Origin of the sequence: Aestuariimicrobium sp. T2.26MG-19.2B, assembly GCF_950101875.1 — a bacterium.
GTDB lineage: Bacteria > Actinomycetota > Actinomycetes > Propionibacteriales > Propionibacteriaceae > Aestuariimicrobium > Aestuariimicrobium kwangyangense.
In genome coordinates, this window is sequence record NZ_CATNLW010000002.1 from 176,146 (window position 1) to 196,644 (window position 20,499).

Here is a 20,499-nt window from a genome sequence, read left to right on the forward strand (position 1 = left end):
GTGACGGTGACCGACCACCTCGATCAACCCGATGCCCACGACCCGGGTACAACCGACGAGTTCGCCGGGGTACCCGACTCCTTCCAACGGTTGTGGACGCCCTATCGGATGGCCTACATCCAGGGCGAGAACAAGCCGGCCGACTCGTCGGTGGGTGAGTGCCCCTTCTGTCGCATCCCCGACGGAACCGACGAGGACGGGCTGGTCGTGCGGCGCGGGGAACTGTGCTTCGTGGTGCTCAACCTCTATCCCTACAACTCCGGACACCTGCTCGTCTGCCCCTACCGGCACCTCAGCGACCTGACGGAGCTGACCACCAGCGAGGCAGCGGAACTGACCCTGCTCAGCCAGCAGGCGATGACCACACTGCGTGCGGTGAGCCACCCCGCAGGGTTCAACCTCGGTCTCAACCAGGGAGTGGTCGCCGGCGCCGGGATCGCGGCCCACCTGCACCAGCACGTCGTCCCCCGCTGGCAGGGCGACTCGAACTTCCTGCCCATCATCGGACGAACCCGGGCCCTGCCCCAACTGCTGGGCGAGGCTCGCCAGCTGCTGGCCGACGGGTGGGTCGCCTGATGCTGGAGAGGTTCCGCCGCTACTGGTCGATGGCCATGACCCCACCGGCTCGCCTGTTCATCCGGTGGGGCGTCAGCCCCGACGTGATCACCTGGGTCGGCACCCTCGCGACGGTGGCGCTGGCCATCACGTGCTTCAGTCAGGGGTGGCTCTGGCAGGGAGCGCTGGCGCTCGGCGTGTTCATGCTCTCCGACGGGGTGGACGGACAGATGGCGCGGATGACGGGGCGCACCTCGACGTGGGGAGCGTTCCTCGACTCGTCCCTCGATCGGATCGGCGACGGCGCCGTCTTCGGCGGCATCATGCTCTACTACGCGGGCCCGGGCGACTCGCTGCTGTGGGCCGGAGTGGCCCTCGGGGCGCTGGTGATGGGCCAGGTGACCAGTTACGTGAAGGCGCGAGGCGAGTCGCTGTCGTTCCGGGTCGCGGGCGGGCTGGCTGCCCGAGCCGACCGCATCCTGGCGCTGCTGCTGGGTGCCCTGCTCGCCGGTCTCGGCCTGCACTGGGCCCTTCCCCTCGCCTGCACCTGGTTGTTCGTGGCCGGGGCGATCACCGTGGGGCAGCGCATGGCCCAGGTGCACCGTCAGGCGCGCGAGTTCGACAGCGCACGCTCGACGACCCCATGAAGCCCCCTCCGCCGGGCTCTCCCGTCCCCGAGGCCCCAGGTCGTACCGCGACCATCGGCGGCACCGAGCTGCGCTCGCGGGCGGTCGCGGCCGGCCTGCGTGCGGCGGGTGGGGTCCCGTGGCCCGTGTGGCGGCCGGTCGCCGAACTGACCGGCACTGCCCTGGCCCTGCACCCCAACCGCGGCCTCAGGCAGTGGCAGGCCAACGTCACGGCGCTGACCGGTCGACCGGTGGGCCGGTCCCTTTGTCGTCGGGCGCTGGTCAGTTGGGCCCACAACAATGCGCTCTCGATGCGTCTGGGGCACTTCACCCGCGAGCAGGTGATCAGTCGGATCGTGATGGACCCCGAGCAGGAGGAGCGGTTGCGCACGGTCTCCGCCACCCGCGGGGCCGTGGTGGCACTTCCGCACATGGGTTCCTGGGATCTCGCCGGCGCCTGGGCCTGCGCCGTCGGCATGCCCGTGTCGACCGTCGCCGAGCAACTGGGGCGAAGCGAGTTCGAACTGTTCCTGCGGGAGCGGCGCCGGCTGGGATTCACCGTGCACGGGCACCGCGACCCGCTGGTCGGGCAGAAACTCATCGCCGACGCCCGGGCCAAGAAGCTCGTCTGCCTGCTGGTCGACCGCAACCTGTCCCGGGGCGGGGTGCCGGTGGAGTGGCCGGCACCTCGTCCGGTGCGCTCCTTGATGCCGATCGGACCGGCACACGTGGCCCTGGAGTCGGGGTCGATGTTGCTGGCCCTCTCGTCGACCTTCGAGGGCGGCAGGCTGAGGCTGCAATTGTCGGACCCGATCGAAGCCGAACCGGGGGCACGAAGTAGGGTCAGCCGTTACCAGTCGATGATGCAGCAGGTCTGCGTGTTCTTCCACGAGCGGATCACTGAACGCCCTGAGGACTGGCACATGCTGCAACCGATGTTCGCTGAAGGGGAGTCGTGATGAGGGTCGCGATGGTGTGCCCGTACTCCTTCGACGAGCCCGGGGGGGTGCAGAACCACGTGCTCGGGTTGTCGGCCTGGCTGGGGGCTGTCGGACACGAGGTCTCCATCCTCGGTCCCGGACGACCCGACCCGGCCCTGCTGGTGCGTCACGGGCTGTCGTCGGAGCAGTTCACGGGTCTGGGACGAGCGGTGCCCGTCCGCTACAACGGCTCCGTGGCCCGGGTCACCTTCGGTCCACTCACGCACCACCGGGTGCACGACTGGCTGGCCGAGGTCTCGCCCGATGTGCTGCACGTGCACGAGCCGATCACCCCGTCCGCCTCGCTGTTGGCCCTGTGGCAGGCCAGGGTGCCGGTGGTGGCCACCTTCCACACCGCCACCCCAGGATCCAGGACGATGCGCCTCGCCGGGCGCACCCTCACCCGCACCATCAGCCGCATCTCCGCGGGCATCGCCGTCTCGACCATCGCCCGCGAGGTCGTCCACAGCCACATCGGCATCGAGCCGGTGGTGATCGGCAACGGCATCACCCTCGCCGACCATCCGGTTCGGCTGCCGTGGCAGGGCTGGCGGGGAGGGGAGCAGGCGCGGATCGCGTTCATCGGTCGCTACGACGAGCCACGCAAGGGGTTCGACGTCTTCTGCCGGGCCGTGGAACTCGTCCGCCGACGCCACCCGCTGGTCGACGTCGTCGTCGCCGGCGGGGGCACACGTCGCAGTGTGCCCGGGGTGCGCTTCCTGGGACGGGTGAACGACGCCGACCGTGACCTGCTGCTCTCGACCTCTGACGTCTACGTCGCACCCCACCTGGGTCGGGAGTCGTTCGGCATCGTGCTGCTCGAGGCAATGGCCTCGGGCACGCCTGTCGTCGCCAGCGCGTTGCCCGCGTTCCGTGAGGTACTCGACGACGGTGACGGCCCCATCGGCCGGATCGTCGACGTCGGCGACCACCTGGCCCTGGCCGGCGCGATCTGCGCCACTCTCGCCGAGGAGGAGCACGACCCGCGGCGGGGGAGGGCCCGCGCCGAACAGTTCGACTGGAGCAACATCGCACCACGCATCGAAGAGGTCTACACCTCGGTACTGCCCGGTGCTGTCGCTGACCCGGGTCTCCAGATCGCCTAGCATGGCGGTGTGGCCAGCTATGACACCGACCGGGTGCTGACGCTGCCCAACGTCTTGTCACTGCTGCGACTGGTGGGTGTACCCGTCTTCGGGTGGCTCGTCCTCAGTGGGCACGACCTCGTCGCCGTGTCGCTGCTCGCGCTCGCCGGAGCCAGTGATTGGCTCGACGGTCACCTCGCCCGTCGCTGGCACCAGACCAGCAGGGTCGGCCAGATGCTCGATCCCGCCGCCGACAGGCTGTACATCCTCACCGTGGTGGTGACCATGGCGGTCCGGGGCCTCGTGCCGTGGTGGTTGGTGGTCGCGCTGCTGCTGCGTGACCTGATGCTGGTGGCTCTCGTGCCCCTGCTGCGCAGACGCGGATGGACCTCACTGCCGGTGCACCTGATGGGCAAGGCCGGCACGTTCTGTCTGCTCTACGCCTTCCCGCTGGTGCTGTTGGCCCAGGTCGACTTCCCAGCAGCCGGACTGGTGCGCATCATCGGCTGGGCCTTCGCGGCCTGGGGGGTCGGCCTGTACTGGTGGGCCGGCATCGTCTATGTCTGGCAGACCCGCCAACTGCTGCGCAGGGCACCGGTGTGAGTGTGACACCGCGCCGACCGGACGCGAGCATGAGCCTGCTCACCGACCTGGTGGGCACGGCCCTCGAGCCCGGATACCGGCAGGCGGCGGCCCGACCGGGCCGCGCCGGGCGGCGGTGGATGGTGGTGGTGGCGCTGGTGCTGGCGGGAACGCTGTTCGGCACGGCCGCCTTCCAGACCACCCAGCAGGCCCCCGAGATGGCCAAGGAGCGGGCCACCCTCATCGACCAGATCAACCAGGCCCAGTCCGCCAACCTCGATCTCACCCACACCCTGCAGCAGCGGCAGAGCGAGGTCGACCGGTTGCAGGCTGCGCAATTGGGGTCGGACTCCAGCGTGCAGACCGGGGTCGACCGGCTGGGGGTCCTGACCGGGGCGGTGCCGGTCACCGGTCCGGGGGTCGTGGTCGTGGTCGACGACGCCGGCGGACTGTCGGGCACCAACGACTCCCAGTCGATCGTGGTCGACACCGACCTGCGCCGGCTGGTCAACTCCTTGTGGCAGGTGGGCGCCGAGGCGATCGCCATCAACGGTCACCGGATCACCTCGCGAACTGCGATCCGTGGGGCGGGGACGGCCATCACCGTTGACTACGTCTCGCTCAACCGTCCCTACCGGGTCGAGGCGATCGGTGACCCGAAGACGATGCCCGCGCGGTTCAACTCCACCGCGGGCGGAGGCCTGTGGAACCTGCTCAAGCAGAACTACGGCATGAGGTACGACCTGTCCACCTCCGAGTCACTCACCCTTCCGGCCGACGCCGGTCTGGGGCTGCGCACGGCGAAGGCTGGCCGATGACGGCGCGGGTTAGGGTGGACGACGTCGACGAGAGGAGACGGCGATGATCGCCATCCTGGGCCTGCTGCTCGGCCTGGTGCTGGGCCTGGTGCTCGAACCCACCTTGCCGACCGTGCTGGCCCCCTATCTGCCGATCATGATCGTCGCAGCCCTCGATGCGCTCTTCGGGGCCCTGCGGGCCTACTTGGAGCGCGTCTTCTCCGACCGGGTGTTCGTCGTCTCGTTCGTCTCGAACGTCGTCATCTCGGCGCTCATCGTGTGGGTCGGTGACCAGATCGGGGTCGGGTCCCAACTGGCCACCGGGGTGATCGTGGTGCTGGGCATCCGCATCTTCACCAACAGCGCGGCCATCAGGCGGGCGTTGCTGCATGCCTGACGAGACCAGCCCCGAAGAGACCAGCCCCGAAGAGACCAACACCGGCGGGACGGCGGGCGCCGCGACGACGACGCCACCGACGGCGCCCCGCCTCACCTGGCGGCGCATGCTCTCCGACCTGGTGCGCCCGTCACGGGCGCAGGCCTTCATGGCCATCGTGCTGTGCCTGCTGACCACCGCCATCATCTGGCAGGTGAGGGTGCGCTCCGCCGACGACACCTACGCCGGCATGCGTCGCGCCGACCTGGTGCAGATCCTCGACCAACTCAACGCCAACGCCACGAAACTGCGGCAGGACATCGCCAACGAGGAGGCCGCACAGCGTGACCTGCAGTCCGGCGCCGACTCCAGGAAGGTGGCCCAGGAGAAGGCCAACGCACGGCTGAAGGAGTTGCAGGTGCTGGCCGGCACCGTGGCCGCCACCGGCCCGGGCATCGTCATCACCGTCGTCGACCCCGAACACCAGGTCACCGGTGACATGGTGCTGGACGCCGTCGAGGAGATGCGTGACGCCGGCGCCGAGGCGGTCGACGTGAACGGGGTGAGGGTGGTCGCGCAGACGTGGTTCGGGGGGTCCGCCGGTGCCGTCACGGTGAACGGGTCACCCCTGCAGTCGCCCTACGTCATCACGGTGATCGGCGAACCGCACGCCCTCGAGGAGGGCGCCAGGTTCCGCGGAGGGCTGGTCTCACAGGTGCAGGCCCCGCAGGTCGGCGCCCGGGTCGACATCTCCACCCGCGACTCGGTCGAGATCACCTCGACCACCCAGCCGAAGCAGCCGCGGTTCGCCCAGCCGACCCGCTGACTTGCACGACCGTTGTGCCACCCGTGTCGGAACAGTTTGGTCGGGGGCCCTCGTGCGTGACTCCCGATTGTTCACTAGGGTGAGCGCGTGGGATTGCCACCCACTCACGACAAGCCTGTCCACCCCGTCCTGCCGACGACTCTCCCGATCGTAGGCACCGTCACTGAGGAGCGATCCGTGTCCCGCTTTCCGGAAGACCTGAAGTACAGCCGTGAGCACGAGTGGGTGCGCGAGGGCAACGGTCGAACCGTACGCATCGGGATCACCGACTACGCCGCCGAGGCCCTCGGCGACATCGTCTACGTCTCCCTGCCCACGGTCGGCGAGGAGGTCGCTGCCGGCGACTCGTGCGGGGAACTCGAGTCGACCAAGAGTGTCTCCGACGTCTTCTCCCCGGTCTCGGGCGTGGTGACCGCAGTCAACGACGCGCTCACCGAGAACCCGGCGACCGTCAACGCCGAGCCCTTCGGGGACGGCTGGCTGTTCGAGGTGGAACTCGCCCCCGCTGAGGCGGACGACGACCTGCTCGACGCCGACGAGTACGCCAGCCACGTCGGCGAGTGACGCGCCGGACACGTCCCACCCGTCGGGCCCCCGCGGCCGCATACGATGGGCATCCCCCAGAGGTGAGTGCCCCAGAGGAGAGTGTGAGCAATGATCGAATGCCCCCAGTGCGGACGTGAGTGCGATTCGGCCAACAACTTCTGCCCCAACTGCGGCGCCAAGCTGGTGCCCGGTTCGTCCGGGGAGGCCACGCACACCATCGCGGCGGTGACCGATGACACCCGACCGGCACACGAGTTCCCCACCGAGGTGCGCAACGCCATCCGCGACCTGCCCTCGGGCAGCGCTCTGCTGGTCGTCGACCAGGGCCCGGACGAGGGTGCCCGGTTCCTGCTCGACACCGACGAGATCACGGCCGGCCGTCACGTCGACTCCGGCATCTTCCTGGACGATGTCACCGTCTCGCGCCACCACGCCACGTTCGTGCGAGCGGGGCGCGGCTACAGCGTGCAGGACCTGGGCAGTCTGAACGGCACCTACGTCAATCGCAAGCTGGTCGAGGCCCCGACCCCGCTGCGTACCGGGGACGACGTGCAGATCGGCAAGTACCGCATGGTCTACTGCGCGCCCGAGAGCGAGACCGGTCGGAACTGATGCCCTCACCCGTGCGCAGCATCGGACAGGTCCTGGCCCTGCTCAAGGCGGAGTTCCCGGACGTGTCCATCTCGAAGATCAGGTTCCTCGAGTCGGAGGGCCTGCTGTCGCCCGAGCGCGCCCCGTCGGGGTACCGCCGCTACGCCCAGGTCGACATCGAGCGCCTGACCTACATCCTGCGGGTGCAGCGAGACCACTACCTGCCGCTCAAGGTCATCAAGGACCACCTCGACGAGATGGATCGCGGGGGAGAGCCCCCCAATCTCGACGCGCCCCCTCCCGCCCAAGTGGTGCTGCCGGCCGACGAGGTGATGCCTGAGCCGCGTCCGGTGGCGACCGGGCAGCGTCAGGTCTCTCGCAAGCCGATCCGCCTGAGCCGTCGTGAACTGCTCGCGGCCAGCGGGTTGAGCGAGGCCGTCCTGGTGGAACTGGAGCGGCTGCAACTCGTGTTCCCCCGTCGCGGGGGTGGCTACTACGGGCGGGAGGCGTTGACGATCTGCGTGGTGGCCCGCAAGCTTCGTCCCTATGGCATGGACTCGCGCCACCTGCGCGCCATCAAGCAGTCCGCCGAACGTGAGGCGGGTCTCGTCGAGCAGGCGATCGCACCGTTCGTCCGCAGGAAGGACGGGGCCTCGGAGGCGGCAGCGGAGGTCACCCAACTGGTGATCTACGCCCACGCGGCGATGATGCACTCCATGCTTGAGCGCTGAGGGATCGGGCGGTGACTGATCGGGCACTCGCGGCCGGACTACTCTGGTGCCATGCGTGAGCTCGACATCCTCGGAGTCCGTCTCGACCTGCCGTCGCGACCCATGTTGTTGCTGCGGGAATCGGGTGGGGCGCGATGCCTGCCGATCTGGATCGGTGCGGCCGAGGCGTCCGCCATCGCCAGCGCCATGGAGGGGCTGGTGCCACCGCGCCCACTCACCCACGACCTGTTCGCCGAGGTGCTGACCGACCTGGGTCACACCGAACTGGCCGGCCGCATCACGGCCGTGACGGACGGCACCTTCATGGCCGAACTCGAGATCGACGGTCACATCATCTCTGCCCGGCCTTCCGACGTGGTTGCCCTGGCCATCCGGGCCGGGATCGTGGTGACCTGCCCCGAAGACCTGCTCGAAGAGGTCGGGGTGGTGCTCGAGACCGAGGGCGACGACGAGGTCGAGAAGTTCAGGGAGTTCCTCGACAACGTCACCCCCGACGACTTCGAGTCGGGCGAGGAGCCCCCGAACCCCGTGTGAGCCCGGGGGGCTGAACCTCCACTTGAAGGTTCAGCGTCGGCGGCCAGGTGCGTCACCCCTAGTGGGGGCGTAGTTGTCCAGATTCCCGTCGGGCCGGGGGCCGCGCCCGGCGTGTCAGTCACGTCGGTGTGATTCGGCGGCCGTAGGTTGGTGCCCACCAGCGAGCCAATCGGCTGGCAGAACAGTGGGGCCACGGTCATCCGTGTGACAATGGGGCCACCGAGTGAACGGAGCGGACGTGAACGAGCAGGCAGAGGGTCTCACCCACGCTGAGCTGTCCCGGTCCGACCTCGACCTGGGACAGGACGCGCTGTTCGAGGGCGAGTTCTCACCGCTCCCCGAAGACCTGGGTTTCCGGGGCCCGCTGGCTTCCGCCGCTGCCGGCATCACCTACCGGCAACTGGACTACTGGGCCCGCACCGGGTTGGTCGTGCCCGAGATCCGCGGGGCCGAGGGCTCCGGTACCCAGCGCCTCTACTCGTTCCGCGACATCCTGCTGCTCAAGGTCATCAAGCGCCTCATCGACGCGGGCATCTCGTTGCAGCAGATCCGGATCGCCGTCGACCACCTGCGCGTGCGTGGGGTCAACGACCTGTCGCAGGTCACGTTGATGAGCGATGGTGTCTCGGTCTACGAGTGCACCTCCGACAACGAGATCATCGACCTGCTGGCCGGCGGCCAGGGCATGTTCGCGATCGCGCTGGGCGGAGTGTGGCGTGACCTCGAGGGAGCACTGCTGCAGTTGCCGGGCGAACGCTCGTCCGACGCGGCCCACAGTGCCGACGACGAACTGGCTCGACGCCGCCGCCAGCGCCGCGTCGGCTGAAGGAGACGGCTCCCGCGGGCTCGGGATAATGTGGCGGCATCCCCGCTGAAAGTGAGCCTGCCTTGAGCTTCGCCGTTCGTCACATCGGCCCCCGCGAGACTGATCTGGAGCACATGCTCGACGTGGTCGGGGTCGCATCCCTCGACGATCTGGTCGACCAGGCGATGCCCGCGGCGATCGCGATGAATGGTCCCCTCGACCTGCCCGAGGCGCTCGACGAAGCGGCCCACCTTGCCCGGATGCGAGAACTGGCGGCGCTGAACAACCCCGGCCGCTCGATGATCGGCATGGGGTGGTACGGCACCGTGACCCCGGCGGTGGTCCGACGCAACGTGCTCGAGAACCCCGCGTGGTACACGGCCTACACCCCCTACCAGCCCGAGATCAGTCAGGGACGACTCGAGGCCCTGCTGAACTTCCAGACGATGGTCGCCGACCTGACGGCATTGCCGACGGCCGGTTCGAGCCTGTTGGACGAGGCCACCGCCGCCGCCGAGGCGATGGCCCTGTGCCGGCGACAGGTGAAGAAGGGTGCGGTCTTCCTGGTCGACTCCCAGGTGCTGCCGCAGACCCTTGCGGTGCTGCGGACGCGCGCCACGCCCCTCGACATCGAGGTGGTGGTGGCCGGCGACGACCTGCTCGAGTCGTTGCGCACCCACGAGGTCTTCGGCGTGCTCGTGCAGGTGCCGGGACTCGACGGCTCCCTGCGCCCGCCGGAGCAGTTGCGCGCCATCGCCGACCTGGCCCATGACAACGGCGCCCTGGTGGTGGCTGCGGCCGACCTGCTGGCGCTGACCCTGGTCGTGCCGCCGGGGGAGTGGGGTGCCGACATCGCGGTGGGCTCGTCCCAGCGGTTCGGTGTGCCTCTGTTCTACGGGGGGCCTCACGCCGGCTACATCTCGGTCGCGGCCGGGCTGGAGCGGAGTCTTCCGGGCAGGCTGGTGGGTGTCTCGGTCGACGCGGCCGGGGTGCAGGCCTACCGTCTGGCGCTGCAGACCAGGGAACAACACATCCGCCGGGAGAAGGCGACGTCGAACATCTGCACCGCCCAGGTGCTGCTGGCGGTGTGTGCCTCGATGTACGCCGTCCATCACGGCCCCGACGGACTCACGAGGATCGCCCGCACCATCCACCAGAACACCCGCAGGCTGGCCGGCGCGCTCGTGGCCGCCGGGCACCGGTTGGCCAGCGACCAGTTCTTCGACACCCTGACGGTCGAGGTGCCGGACGCCGCCAGCGTGGTGGCCGCCGCCCGGGCCGCGCAGGTGCACCTGCGTCACGCCGATGACACCCATGTGGGCATCAGTGTCGGTGAGGACGCGACCGAGGCCGACCTGGTGGCCGTCGCCGAGGCCTTCGGTGCCCGCCTGGGCGACCAGGTCACCGGGGGCCTGGCCGGCCACCGCCGCACCAGCCCCTTCTGCACCCACGAGGTCTTCACCTCCCACCACTCCGAGACCCGCATGATGCGTTACCTGCGCACCCTCGCCGACCGGGACTTCGCCCTCGACCGCGGCATGATCCCACTGGGTTCGTGCACCATGAAACTCAACGCGGCAGCAGAACTCGAGCCGATCAGCTACCCCGGGTTCGGCGACCTGCACCCGTACGTCCCGGCGGAGGACGCGACCGGTTACGCCATCCTGATCGCCGAACTCGAACAGTGGTTGGTCCAGATCACCGGGTATGACCGGGTCTCCTTGCAGCCCAATGCCGGCTCACAGGGCGAGTTCGCCGGACTGGTCGCCATCCGGGGTTACCACCGCAGTCGTGGGGACAACCAGCGCACGGTCTGCCTCATCCCCAGTTCGGCCCACGGCACCAATGCCGCATCGGCCGCCATGGCTGGCATGCGAGTGGTGGTGGTCAAGGCCACCGACGACGGTTCGGTCGACCTCGACGACCTGCGCGCGAAGATCGACAAGCACGCCCACGAGTTGGCCGCCATCATGGTGACCTACCCCTCGACGCACGGGGTGTTCGAGGACACCATCACGGAGTTGTGTGAGGCGGTGCACAGCGCCGGCGGCCAGGTCTACGTCGACGGCGCCAACATGAACGCGCTGGTGGGTCTGGCCCGTCCCGGTGCCTTCGGTGCCGACGTGAGCCACCTGAACCTGCACAAGACCTTCGCCATCCCCCACGGCGGGGGTGGCCCGGGTGTGGGTCCGGTGGCGGTGCGGGAGCACCTCGCACCGTTCCTGCCCAACCACCCGGTCGTCGAGGCTGCTGGCCCCGCCACCAGTTCGGGCGCCATCTCCGGCGCACCATGGGGCTCGGCCGGTGTGCTGCCCATCAGCCACGGCTACATCGCGATGATGGGTCCGCACGGCCTGCGTGAGGCCACCCAGATCGCGCTGCTCAACGCGAACTACGTTGCCGCTCGGCTCAGGGAGCACTATCCGGTGCTCTACGCCGGGTCCGGCGGTCTGGTGGCCCACGAGTGCATCCTCGACCTGCGGCCACTCACCAAGGCCTCCGGCGTCACGGTCGACGACGTCGCCAAGCGACTCGTCGACCACGGGTTCCACGCGCCCACCATGAGTTTCCCGGTGGCGGGCACCCTGATGGTCGAGCCGACCGAGTCCGAGGACCTCGCCGAACTCGACCGGTTCTGTGATGCGATGATCGCCATCCGCGCCGAGATCGACCAGGTGCGCGCCGGCGAGTGGCCGGCCGACGACAATCCGCTGCGCAACGCCCCGCACACGCTGGCCGTGGTGACCGCCGACGAATGGTCCCACCCCTACTCACGGCGTCAGGCGGCTTATCCCTCGGGTCAGCACCGGGGGCCGATCGCCGGGCACGGCCACGACAAGTACTGGCCGCCGGTGGCGCGCATCGACAACGTCTACGGTGACCGCAACCTGGTCTGTTCCTGCCCCCCGCCGGAGGCCTACGAGGACTGACCAGAGGTGCTCTTTGCCTGATGGCGCCAACGGGGCCTGACAGTATGGAAGGACGACTGACCCAGGAGGGTGCATGAAGAAGCGTCTGGAGCGCCTGATGGCCAACCGGGTGGTGGCGCACCTGATGAGGGCCCGCGAACGCTACGCGAACCGGCTCGGTGACCAGTTCGCCGGCGCCATCACCTATTTCTCGGTGTTGGCCGCGGTGCCGGTGATGATGTTCGCCTTCTCGATGCTGGGCATGACCCTGACCGTGTTGAGACCTGACTGGCTCGGCGCCGTCAAGCGTGCGGTGGGGCAGCAGGTTTCCGACCCGAAGGTGATCTCGCTCATCGACGAGTACCTGCGCAGCTGGCGCTCGGTCGGCGTGGTCGGTCTGTTGTCGCTGATGTATGCCGGCTCGGGCTGGGTGGGCAACCTGCGCACGGCCATCCGGGCGCAGTGGCGTCCCGAGTTCGAGAACGACGACGACAAGGCCAACATCCTGGTGAAGACCCTGCGCAACACCGGCATGCTGCTGGCGCTGCTGCTCGGGGTCGGGCTCACCTTCGGCCTCAGCCAGGCCGGCACCACGTTGTCGTCCACCGTCGCGGGGTGGATCGGTCTCGACCAGTCCTGGGTGGGTCGGATGCTGATGCGGGTGCTGGCGCTGGTGCTGACCGTGGCCAGCGCGTGGCTGCTGTTCACCCTCGTCTACTGGCTGCTCCCCCGTGAACCGGCCCCTTGGTCGGCCCGGGCCCGCGGCGCCTTGATGGCCGCGGTGGCGTTCACGGCCCTGCAGTTGACGGCTGGCCTGCTGATCGGGGTCTTCTCGAGGAACAAGGCAGCTGCCCTCTTCGGGCCCGTGATCATCCTGATGTTGTTCTTCAACCTGTTCGGCAGGCTGGTGCTCCTGGTGGGCGCCTGGATCGCGACCTCCACCCAGCCGGCCGTCGCGTTCCACCACAGCGCGGCCGACGAGCCACTGCGGGAGGACCCACGGGCCGACGTGGCCCCCGGCCACTGGGAGCTGGCTGACCGTGACCGGCGTGGTGGGGAACCGTTCCCGGCCCAGCTCATCGCCGACGCCTCGCGGGAGGCGAATCCCACGCTCAGCGCCCTCCAGCGCCCCCCGACGGCACCCCCGCCGCTCGATCCGGAGCGCCCGCTACGGCGTGGGTTCGCCCTGGGAGTGGGGGCCGGGGCCGGGCTGGGCATGCTCGTGGGCTGGCTCAACCGCGACCGCGGCTGAGCGCCTCAGTCGGCTGCCCGGCGGGGCGGGACGGGGGTCCCGCTCTCGTCCACGGCTGCATCGGGGGCATCCCCCGGGGCGGTGTCCGGCGCGGGTCGGCGCCTGGCCCGTCGGCGCTCCCGCCCTCCCTCGACGAGGTGGTAGAGCACGGGGACGAGCACCAGGGTCAGCAGGGTCGACGAGGTCAGCCCCCCGATCACCACGATCGCCAGCGGCTTGGAGATGAACACCCCACCCCCGCTCAGTCCCAGTGCCATCGGAACCAGCGCGAACACCGTGGCGACCGCCGTCATCAGAATCGGACGCAACCGGCGCCGGGCACCGTCGAGCAGGGCCTGGTCGACGCTGTCACCGGCGCCGCGGTAGTGGTTGACCAGGTCGATCAGCACGATGGCGTTGGTGACGACGATGCCGACCAGCATCAACACCCCGATCAGCGCGGGCACCCCGAGCGGGGTGTCGGTGATCAACAGTCCGGCCAGGGCTCCGGTGGCGGCGAAGGGAATCGAGACAGCCAGGATGAGTGGCTGCACCAACGACTTGAAGGTGGCCACCATCACCACGTAGACGATGGCGATCGCCACCAGCAGGGCCAGCCCCAGTTGTCTGAAGGCATCGGCCTGGTCGGCGGAGGCGCCACCCACGTCGGCCGTCACCCCGGGCGGCAACTGCACCGCGGCCAGGGCGGTGTTGACCCGGCTGGTCAGTGCCCCCAGGTCGTTGCCGGTCGGGGTCAGCGAAACGGTGGCGCTGCGCTGACCGTCGTGGTGCGCGATGCTGGTGGGCACCGTCGTGCGGGTGATGCTCGCCACCTGTGACAGGGGCACCATCCCGGTCGCGGTCGGCACCGGCAGGTTGTTCAGCTCGGCCACGTTGGCGGGTGTGCCGGTCGGCATCACCACGACGTCGAGGCTGGCGCCCCCGGACTGCTCCACCCGTCCCACGGTGCGCGTGCTCAGTGATTGCGACACCACTTGCTGCAGCAGGGCGGTCGAGACGCCCAGCCGGGCTGCCTGCGGTGTGGGGACGACCTGGATCTGGGGTCGTCCGTCGGTGAGGGAGGAGGAGACGTCGCTGACCCCCGACACCTTCTTCATGGCGTCCTGGATGTCGGCCGTTGCCCGGTTGAGCCGCTCGGAATCGGGCCCGCGGACGATCACCGTGACCTGTGAGGAGCCCGCCATGGCGGTTGCCGCGACGGTGATGTCGCCGGTGTCGGCGAGGTCCTTGGCCACCTGCCGGATGCGTGCCTCGACGGTCGGTTTGTCGGTGTCGGGGTCGAGCGTGAGGTTGAAGGTGGCCGAGTCCTGGCTGCCACCCAGACCGAAGTTGAACCCCTCCGACCCGACCGTCAACTGCACCGCCTGAAGTCCGGGGATGTCGCGCAGCCGGGACTCGAGCTGGGCGGCCCGCCGATCCTTCTCGGCCAGGCTGAGTGCGGGCGGGAACTGCTGGTTGACCGACATCGTGTTCTGGCCGGCGTCGTCGAGGAAGTTGGTCTTCATGCGGGTGGCTGCGGCCCCGGTGGCTCCGAGCAGCAGGGCGGCGACCACCAACACCACCACGGGGTGGCGCAGCGACCAGCGCAGGACGGGCAGGTAGATCCGCTGCAGCAGGCCGGAGTGCTCGCGGGCCTCTGCCCGTTCCCGCGCGAGGCGGGCGGTCTCGGCGTCCCCGGCGCCGGGGGTGGCGAGGAACCAGTGGGCCAGCACGGGCACGATGGTCAGCGAGACCACCAGGGAGGCCACCAGGGCGAGCGCGACCGTCATGGCGAAGGGCCGGAAGAGTTCACCGGTCTGGCCCTGCACCAGCCCGATGGGCAGGAACACGGCGACGGTGGTGATCGTTGCCGAGGTGACGGCGACCGCCACCTCGCGAACGGCGGTGATGATCGCGGTCAGCTTCGGTTCTCCGTAGGAGAGGTGACGCTTGATGTTCTCGATCACCACGATCGAGTCGTCCACCACCCGTCCGATCGCGATGGTCAGCGCGCCGAGGGTGAGGATGTTGAGGGAGTATCCCGCGATCTGCAGCCCGATCAGGGTGGCCAGTACCGACACCGGGATCGACACGGCCGTGACCAGGGTGGAGCGCAGCGACAGCAGGAAGACCAGGATCACCACGATCGCCATGGTCAGTCCCAGTCCGCCCTCGACCAGCAGGTCGTGGATGGACTGACTGATGAAGGGGGCCTGGTCGAAGACGGCGGTGAACCGTGCGTCGTGGCCCAGTTCGGCCCCGAGTTCGGGCAGTTGGGCCTTGATGGCGTCGGCGACCGCGACGGTGTTGGCGTCGGGCACCTTGAACACGTTGACCGTCACCGAGGGCGCCCCATTGGTGCGCGAGATCGAGCGTGCGGCGGCAGGGGCGAGTTCGACGGTGGCGACACTGTCGAGACGCTGGGCTGTCGGCGGGGCCGAGGACCCCGCCCGGGCCGACGACGGCGTGACCATCACCTGCTTGACCTGGTCGACAGTGGTGTAGCGCTGCCCCAGGGTGACCGACATGGTGGTGTCGCCGTCGGTGATCTCACCGCTGGACGAGAGCTGCCCGTTGGTGCCCAGGGCGGTGACCACGTCGACGGACGACAACCCGGCGCGCCCCAGCGCCACGGGGTCGAGGGTCACCTGCACCTGTCGGGCCGGCGCTCCCGACACCTCGACCGAACGCACCCCGTCGAGGCGCTCGAGACGGGGCACGACCAGGTCATTGAGTCGCTGGGCCAGGTCTGGGGCGTTGGTGGAGTCGGCGACCGACAGCACCAGCACCGGGATGGAGTCGAACGACCCGGTGATGACCTGGGTGTCGACACCGTCCGGGAGCAGCCCGGCGATCCTGGAGATGGCCGCCTGCACGTCCTGCTGCACCGCGTTCATGGAGCTGCCGTACTTCATGGTGGCGATGACCACCGACTGCCCGGTGCTCGAGGTCGACTCGGACGACTCCAGCCCCTGCAGCCCCAGGACGGCCTGCTCGATGGGGGTGGTCACCTTGTCCTCGACCACCGTGGGGCTGGCGCCGGGGTAGCTGGCGATGATGTAGACCTGCGGGAACTGGATCGAGGGCAGCAGTTCCTGCTTCAGCCCGCTGGTCGCGATGATGCCGTAGGCCATCACGAAAACGGTGATCAGGGCGATGAGGGCCCGGTTGCCGAGACTGGCGATGGCGAGGCGGTGCATGGGTGAAGCGTAGACGCCCGCCTCACGTGGCCTCACCTCGCCCGACGTGCCCTGACCTCGTCCTGCGTGCGGGCTCGGCTGGTCCTGCGTGAGGGTCGGCTCGTCCTACTTGCCCCCGCTTAGCCCTACTTGCCCCCGCTTAGCCCTACTTGCCCCCGCTTAGCCCTACTTGCCCCCGCTTAGCCCTACTTGCTCCCGCTTAGCCCTACTTGCCCCCGCTTAGCCCTACTTGCCCCCGCTTCGCCCTACTTGCCCCCGCTTCGCCCTACTTGCCCCTGATGCGCGCACCTGCCCTGCCCCCGGGCGGGGGCAACTGCTCTTGACGGGGGCAACTGGTGCGAACCAGGGGCAACTGGTGCGAACAAGGGGCAACTGGCCCGAACCGGGGGCAACTGGCCCGAACCGGGCGGGAACTGGTGCGAACCCGGGGAAAGAGTGCCGACGGCCCCCCGGGTCGTCCAACACCCGACGGTTGCTGGACGACCCACGGCCACGGCCGGACGAACCCGGCTCAGTGCGCAGCGCCCGCCACGGGGGCGGGCTGGCCGATGGCCTCGATCATCTCGGTGAACCACGGCTGGGTGATGTCGAAGGGCTTGCCACCCTTGATCCGGTCGAAGGCTATCGCAGACAGCTGGTCGCCGTTCTCCTCGTCCTGACCGATGACACCGGGGGTGCCGGCCAGTGCGGAGTCGACGGCCAGGTCGGTGCACTGCTTGATCAGGTCGAGGTCGGCCTGGTTGGCGGCGGCCGAGCGGGAGAAGTACCCCGACTTCTGGATCATGACCTTCTCGGCACCGAGCAGCTTGGCGAACTGGGCGCCGAACCATGCGCCCGGGTTCACCTTGTCGAGCTTGACGTGGCCGAACGGGTCGCGGGGCACCTCCTTGCCCGACTTCTCGAGCTCGGCGACGATCGAGTCGAGGCCCGCACCCTCCGACAGGAAGATGGTGACGTTGCCGACCTCGTCCATCACCTTGTGGAGGCGCTCGGCCTCGGCGTGGATGTCGATGACGGCCTCGGGCACGTAGACGGCGTGGACGTCCCAGGCCTCACGGGACAGGCCGATCTCGGGCAGCCAGGTCTGGGTGTCGAGCCACTCGCGGTACTTGGTCGCCGTGGCGGCCGTGAGCCAGCCGCAGTGGCGCCCCATGACCTCGTGGACGATCAGCATGCGCGAGCCAGAGTTGTGCTCGGCCACCACGTTGCGGGCGAACAGCGCGCCTTGTTCCGCGGCGGTCCAGGCGCCGAGGGACTGCTTGATGGGGATGACGTCGTTGTCGATGGTCTTGGGCAGACCCACCACGGTCAGTCCGTAGTCGTGCTCGGCCAGGTAGGCGGCCAGGTCAGCGGCGGTGGTGTTGGTGTCGTCACCGCCGATGGTGTGCAGCACGTCGACACCGTCGGCCACCAGCCGGTCGGCGGCCACCTTGAGGGGGTCGTCACCCTGCTGCACCAGACCACGCTTGACGAGATCATGGGCGTTGGTCAGCTTGACCCGCGAGTTGCCGATCGGCGAGCCGCCGAACAGGTGGAGCAGCTCGGCATGCTGGCGCACCTGATCGGTCACGGTGAGGTAGTCACCCGACAACAGCCCCTGGTAGCCATGGCGGTAGGCGATGATCTCGACCTCGGGGGCGACCTCGGTGTAGCGCTGGATCAGGCCGCCGATCGCTGACGACAGGCAGGGGGCGAAACCCCCGGCGGTGAGCAGAGCAACCTTGTTGACCATGTGTGAACCTTTCGGGACCCGACGTGTGGAATGTCGGAGCCAGCCTAGGGCACGGCCACCCACCCGCCGGGTGGGGGTTCAGGCCTCGGCTGCAGCCCGCGTCAGCTCGCGGACGACGCTGTCGATGGTCAATCTCAGGGAGCTGACCATCGGTTGGCTGTCGGGCTCGAGCAGGAACTGCAGTTGCAGCCCGTCCATGACAGCGATGAGGGCGCGGGTGGCGTCCTCGACCAGCTCGGGCACCTTGGTGGCGTCAGGACCGACCACGTCGATCAGTGCCGCGCGGATGTCGCCACGCACCCTGCGATAGCGGTCACGGAACCATTCCTGGGCCGGATGGTTGTGGGTGAGCGACTCCGCCGACAACACGGCGTAGAGCTGGGTCAGACCGGGCTTGCGCTCGTTGCGTTCGGTGACGGCGAGCAGGGTCTCCAGCAGGGCCTTCCCGGAGGGGTCAGCGGGCGGGGGAGCGACCAGGTCCCGCTGTCCGAGCACCTCGACCAGCAGGTTCTCCTTGGTCTTGAAGTGGTGCAGGATCCCGGCGGCCGTCATGTCGAGCTGGTCGGCGATGTCGTTGAGCGAGGTGTTGTGGTAGCCGGTCGCCGCGAACGCCTCCATGGCCGCGACGACGATCTCGGTGCGCCGACTGGGGCGCCCACCCCGACGGGCCGCCGTTGGCTCATCGGGTGAAGCGATGGAGGACATGGGCTGAGGCTATAGCAGGCCCGACCTCCGGATGCACCGAACTGAGCGAGTGTTCACTGTGGCTCTTGGCACAGTGGTTGTCCACAGACCCGGACGACCACCCGCAGGATGCACCCGTGCCGTGGTGAGGTGGCGCCATGGCCCACCCACCGCTGCCGCACCCAGTCCCGTCGCTGGCGCACGTACGGTTGCGCCAGCGGGGGGTCAGCCTGTCGGCCTTCTCGGCGGTCGTGGCGGTCGCGGTGTTGTTGATGGCGGGGCTGGTGGTCGACGGGGGTGCCAAGGCGGCCGACCAACGCGAGTCGGAGGCCATCGCCGCCCGTGCAGCCCGGGTGGGCGTGGACGCGGGGGCCGTGGCGGGCATCCAGGGTCGTCCGGGCGCCACGCAGGCCGTGGCCGCCGCCCGAGCCAGCCTGCGCGAGCAGGGAAGGGAAGGGTCGGTGACCATGCTGGCCTCAGGGGTGCTGCGCGTGCAGGTGCATCACCGCACCCCCACGACCTTCCTGACCCTGGTCGGCATCACGGAGTTGTCATCCGACGGTGAGACTGCGGCGCAGTTGCGCCAACGCTGATACGACTAGCATCGCCGCCATGGGGCGTTATCTCGATGTTCACCCGGTCAACCCGCAGCCGAGGCTGCTGAACCAGACCGCCGACGCGATCCGTGATGGCGGGCTGGTGGCGATCCCCACCGACTCGGGGTACGCCCTGTGCGGAGCCATGGGCGCCAAGGAGCCACTGGAGCGGATCAAGAGGTTGCGCAACCTCGACGACAAGCACCACTTCACCCTGATGGTCTCGAGCTTCGCCCAGTTGGGGGAGTACGTCGACATGGACAGGTGGGTGTTCCGCACCCTCAAGGGGAACACACCGGGCCGCTACACCTTCATCGTGAAGGCCAGCCGTGAGGTGCCGAAGCTGATGCAGCACCCCAAGAAGAGGACCGTGGGTGTGCGGGTGCCCGAACATGTGGTGCCGTTGTCGCTGCTGGAGGTGCTGGGCGCCCCCCTGCTCACCAGCACCCTCATCCTCCCCGGCGAGACCGAGCCCATGACCGACGGATGGACCGTGCAGGACGAGTTGGGCAGTCTGCTCGACGTGGTCCTGGACTGCGGCGAATGCGGCCACGAGCCCACCACGGTCGTCGATCTCACGGGGGCCGAGCCAGAGGTACTCCGCATCGGGGCGGGGAACCCAGCGCCCTTCGACCTCAGCTGAGCAGCTTCATCTCGAAGGGGTAGCGGTAGCTGCGCCCGCTGAAGGCCCTCAGCGCGGCATGGATGTGGCACCACAGCGTCAGCATCGCCGAAACAGCCCACAGCACCAGGCCCACCGGCATCAGCACCACCGACAGCACGCAGATCCACCCGACGATGCCGATCACCCAGTTCCACACGTTGAAGTTGAAGGAGCCTGCCGCAGCGCGGCGCACGTAGGAGTTGCGGTCCCGGTAGAGCACCCACATCGTCAATGGCCCCAGGAAGGTGAGCCAGCCTGCCGAGACCACCATCGCGATGATCGCGGACAGGTGGGCGAGGGCGGCCGCGGTGCGGACCTCGGGTCGGATGGTGCGGGGGGAGGAATCGTGGCTGCTCATGGACCCATTGTCGATGCGTCCCCGGGCGCTGGAGGCAACATCAGTGGCCGGATGGGGGAGCGGCTCAGGGAGGGTTCGGGGGGAGGGGCTC

The 20,499-nt window shown here is 69.1% G+C and carries 21 protein-coding genes; 17 read left to right on the plus strand and 4 right to left on the minus strand.

The genetic code is table 11. From position 1 onward, the window contains the following. Positions 1 to 6: 6 nt before the first annotated feature. The 15 genes from QQZ11_RS10590 to QQZ11_RS10660 all read left to right on the plus strand — a co-directional run bounded on the left by QQZ11_RS10590 (position 7) and on the right by QQZ11_RS10660 (position 13,195). Positions 7 to 576, plus strand: coding sequence for an HIT family protein (locus QQZ11_RS10590; RefSeq protein WP_284550356.1), 570 nt, complete (start codon positions 7 to 9; stop codon positions 574 to 576). After that, the gene (pgsA, locus tag QQZ11_RS10595) at positions 576 to 1,202 is read left to right on the plus strand and encodes a phosphatidylinositol phosphate synthase (protein ID WP_040438135.1); all 627 of its coding nucleotides are present in this window, start codon (positions 576 to 578) and stop codon (positions 1,200 to 1,202) included. The genes QQZ11_RS10590 and pgsA overlap by 1 nt, the downstream gene beginning before the upstream one ends. Next, the gene (locus QQZ11_RS10600) at positions 1,199 to 2,140 is read left to right on the plus strand and encodes an LpxL/LpxP family acyltransferase (RefSeq protein WP_284550357.1); all 942 of its coding nucleotides are present in this window, start codon (positions 1,199 to 1,201) and stop codon (positions 2,138 to 2,140) included. The genes pgsA and QQZ11_RS10600 overlap by 4 nt, the downstream gene beginning before the upstream one ends. Further along, positions 2,140 to 3,267 (plus strand): glycosyltransferase family 4 protein, encoded by a 1,128-nt coding sequence (locus QQZ11_RS10605; RefSeq protein WP_284550358.1) that lies wholly within the window; start codon positions 2,140 to 2,142, stop codon positions 3,265 to 3,267. The genes QQZ11_RS10600 and QQZ11_RS10605 overlap by 1 nt, the downstream gene beginning before the upstream one ends. A gap of 9 nt (positions 3,268 to 3,276) precedes the next feature. After that, complete coding sequence (locus QQZ11_RS10610; protein WP_022910084.1) at positions 3,277 to 3,849, plus strand: CDP-alcohol phosphatidyltransferase family protein; 573 nt, start codon at positions 3,277 to 3,279, stop codon at positions 3,847 to 3,849. Between the two features lie 29 nt (positions 3,850 to 3,878). Further along, positions 3,879 to 4,646, plus strand: coding sequence for a DUF881 domain-containing protein (locus tag QQZ11_RS10615; protein ID WP_284550359.1), 768 nt, complete (start codon positions 3,879 to 3,881; stop codon positions 4,644 to 4,646). Positions 4,647 to 4,689: 43 nt separating this feature from the next. Then, positions 4,690 to 5,022: a small basic family protein gene (locus tag QQZ11_RS10620; protein WP_022910086.1), complete on the plus strand. Its 333-nt coding sequence runs from the start codon at positions 4,690 to 4,692 to the stop codon at positions 5,020 to 5,022. Next, a complete protein-coding gene (locus QQZ11_RS10625) occupies positions 5,015 to 5,827 on the plus strand; it encodes a DUF881 domain-containing protein (protein WP_284550360.1) in 813 nt (270 codons plus the stop codon). The genes QQZ11_RS10620 and QQZ11_RS10625 overlap by 8 nt, the downstream gene beginning before the upstream one ends. A 177-nt stretch (positions 5,828 to 6,004) precedes the next feature. After that, on the plus strand, positions 6,005 to 6,391 hold the full coding sequence (gene gcvH, locus QQZ11_RS10630; protein ID WP_284550361.1) for a glycine cleavage system protein GcvH: 387 nt from the start codon (positions 6,005 to 6,007) through the stop codon (positions 6,389 to 6,391). Positions 6,392 to 6,481: 90 nt separating this feature from the next. Next, positions 6,482 to 6,985: an FHA domain-containing protein gene (locus QQZ11_RS10635; RefSeq protein WP_026377926.1), complete on the plus strand. Its 504-nt coding sequence runs from the start codon at positions 6,482 to 6,484 to the stop codon at positions 6,983 to 6,985. Beyond that, entirely contained in the window at positions 6,985 to 7,695 is a 711-nt protein-coding gene (gene ftsR / locus QQZ11_RS10640) for a transcriptional regulator FtsR (RefSeq protein WP_284550362.1), read from the plus strand. Before QQZ11_RS10635 ends, ftsR begins: the two co-directional genes overlap by 1 nt. Before the next feature lie 51 nt (positions 7,696 to 7,746). Next, on the plus strand, positions 7,747 to 8,229 hold the full coding sequence (locus QQZ11_RS10645; RefSeq protein WP_284550363.1) for a bifunctional nuclease family protein: 483 nt from the start codon (positions 7,747 to 7,749) through the stop codon (positions 8,227 to 8,229). Between the two features lie 238 nt (positions 8,230 to 8,467). Next, positions 8,468 to 9,055 (plus strand): MerR family transcriptional regulator, encoded by a 588-nt coding sequence (locus QQZ11_RS10650; protein ID WP_026377927.1) that lies wholly within the window; start codon positions 8,468 to 8,470, stop codon positions 9,053 to 9,055. A 62-nt stretch (positions 9,056 to 9,117) separates the two neighbouring features. Next, positions 9,118 to 11,964 (plus strand): aminomethyl-transferring glycine dehydrogenase, encoded by a 2,847-nt coding sequence (gcvP, locus tag QQZ11_RS10655; protein WP_284550364.1) that lies wholly within the window; start codon positions 9,118 to 9,120, stop codon positions 11,962 to 11,964. 73 nt (positions 11,965 to 12,037) lie between these two features. Next, a complete protein-coding gene (locus QQZ11_RS10660) occupies positions 12,038 to 13,195 on the plus strand; it encodes a YhjD/YihY/BrkB family envelope integrity protein (protein WP_284550365.1) in 1,158 nt (385 codons plus the stop codon). A 5-nt stretch (positions 13,196 to 13,200) separates the two neighbouring features. On the opposite strand, the gene QQZ11_RS10665 is transcribed toward QQZ11_RS10660, so the two are convergent. From QQZ11_RS10665 to QQZ11_RS10675, 3 genes are all read right to left on the minus strand, one after another. Beyond that, entirely contained in the window at positions 13,201 to 16,374 is a 3,174-nt protein-coding gene (locus tag QQZ11_RS10665) for an efflux RND transporter permease subunit (protein WP_284550366.1), read from the minus strand. 511 nt (positions 16,375 to 16,885) lie between these two features. Then, entirely contained in the window at positions 16,886 to 18,106 is a 1,221-nt protein-coding gene (locus QQZ11_RS10670) for a pyrophosphate--fructose-6-phosphate 1-phosphotransferase (protein ID WP_284550367.1), read from the minus strand. Positions 18,107 to 18,184: 78 nt separating this feature from the next. Next, positions 18,185 to 18,811, minus strand: coding sequence for a TetR/AcrR family transcriptional regulator (locus QQZ11_RS10675; RefSeq protein ID WP_022910096.1), 627 nt, complete (start codon positions 18,809 to 18,811; stop codon positions 18,185 to 18,187). Between the two features lie 137 nt (positions 18,812 to 18,948). Here QQZ11_RS10675 and QQZ11_RS10680 point away from each other — a divergent pair, with 137 nt between their 5' ends. Further along, on the plus strand, positions 18,949 to 19,383 hold the full coding sequence (locus QQZ11_RS10680) for a hypothetical protein (protein ID WP_284550368.1): 435 nt from the start codon (positions 18,949 to 18,951) through the stop codon (positions 19,381 to 19,383). Positions 19,384 to 19,402: 19 nt separating this feature from the next. Then, entirely contained in the window at positions 19,403 to 20,029 is a 627-nt protein-coding gene (locus tag QQZ11_RS10685) for an L-threonylcarbamoyladenylate synthase (RefSeq protein WP_284550369.1), read from the plus strand. On the opposite strand, the gene QQZ11_RS10690 is transcribed toward QQZ11_RS10685, so the two are convergent. After that, entirely contained in the window at positions 20,022 to 20,408 is a 387-nt protein-coding gene (locus QQZ11_RS10690; protein ID WP_284550370.1) for a DUF4870 domain-containing protein, read from the minus strand. The two genes, QQZ11_RS10685 and QQZ11_RS10690, sit on opposite strands and share 8 nt — an antisense overlap. Positions 20,409 to 20,499: the final 91 nt, after the last annotated feature.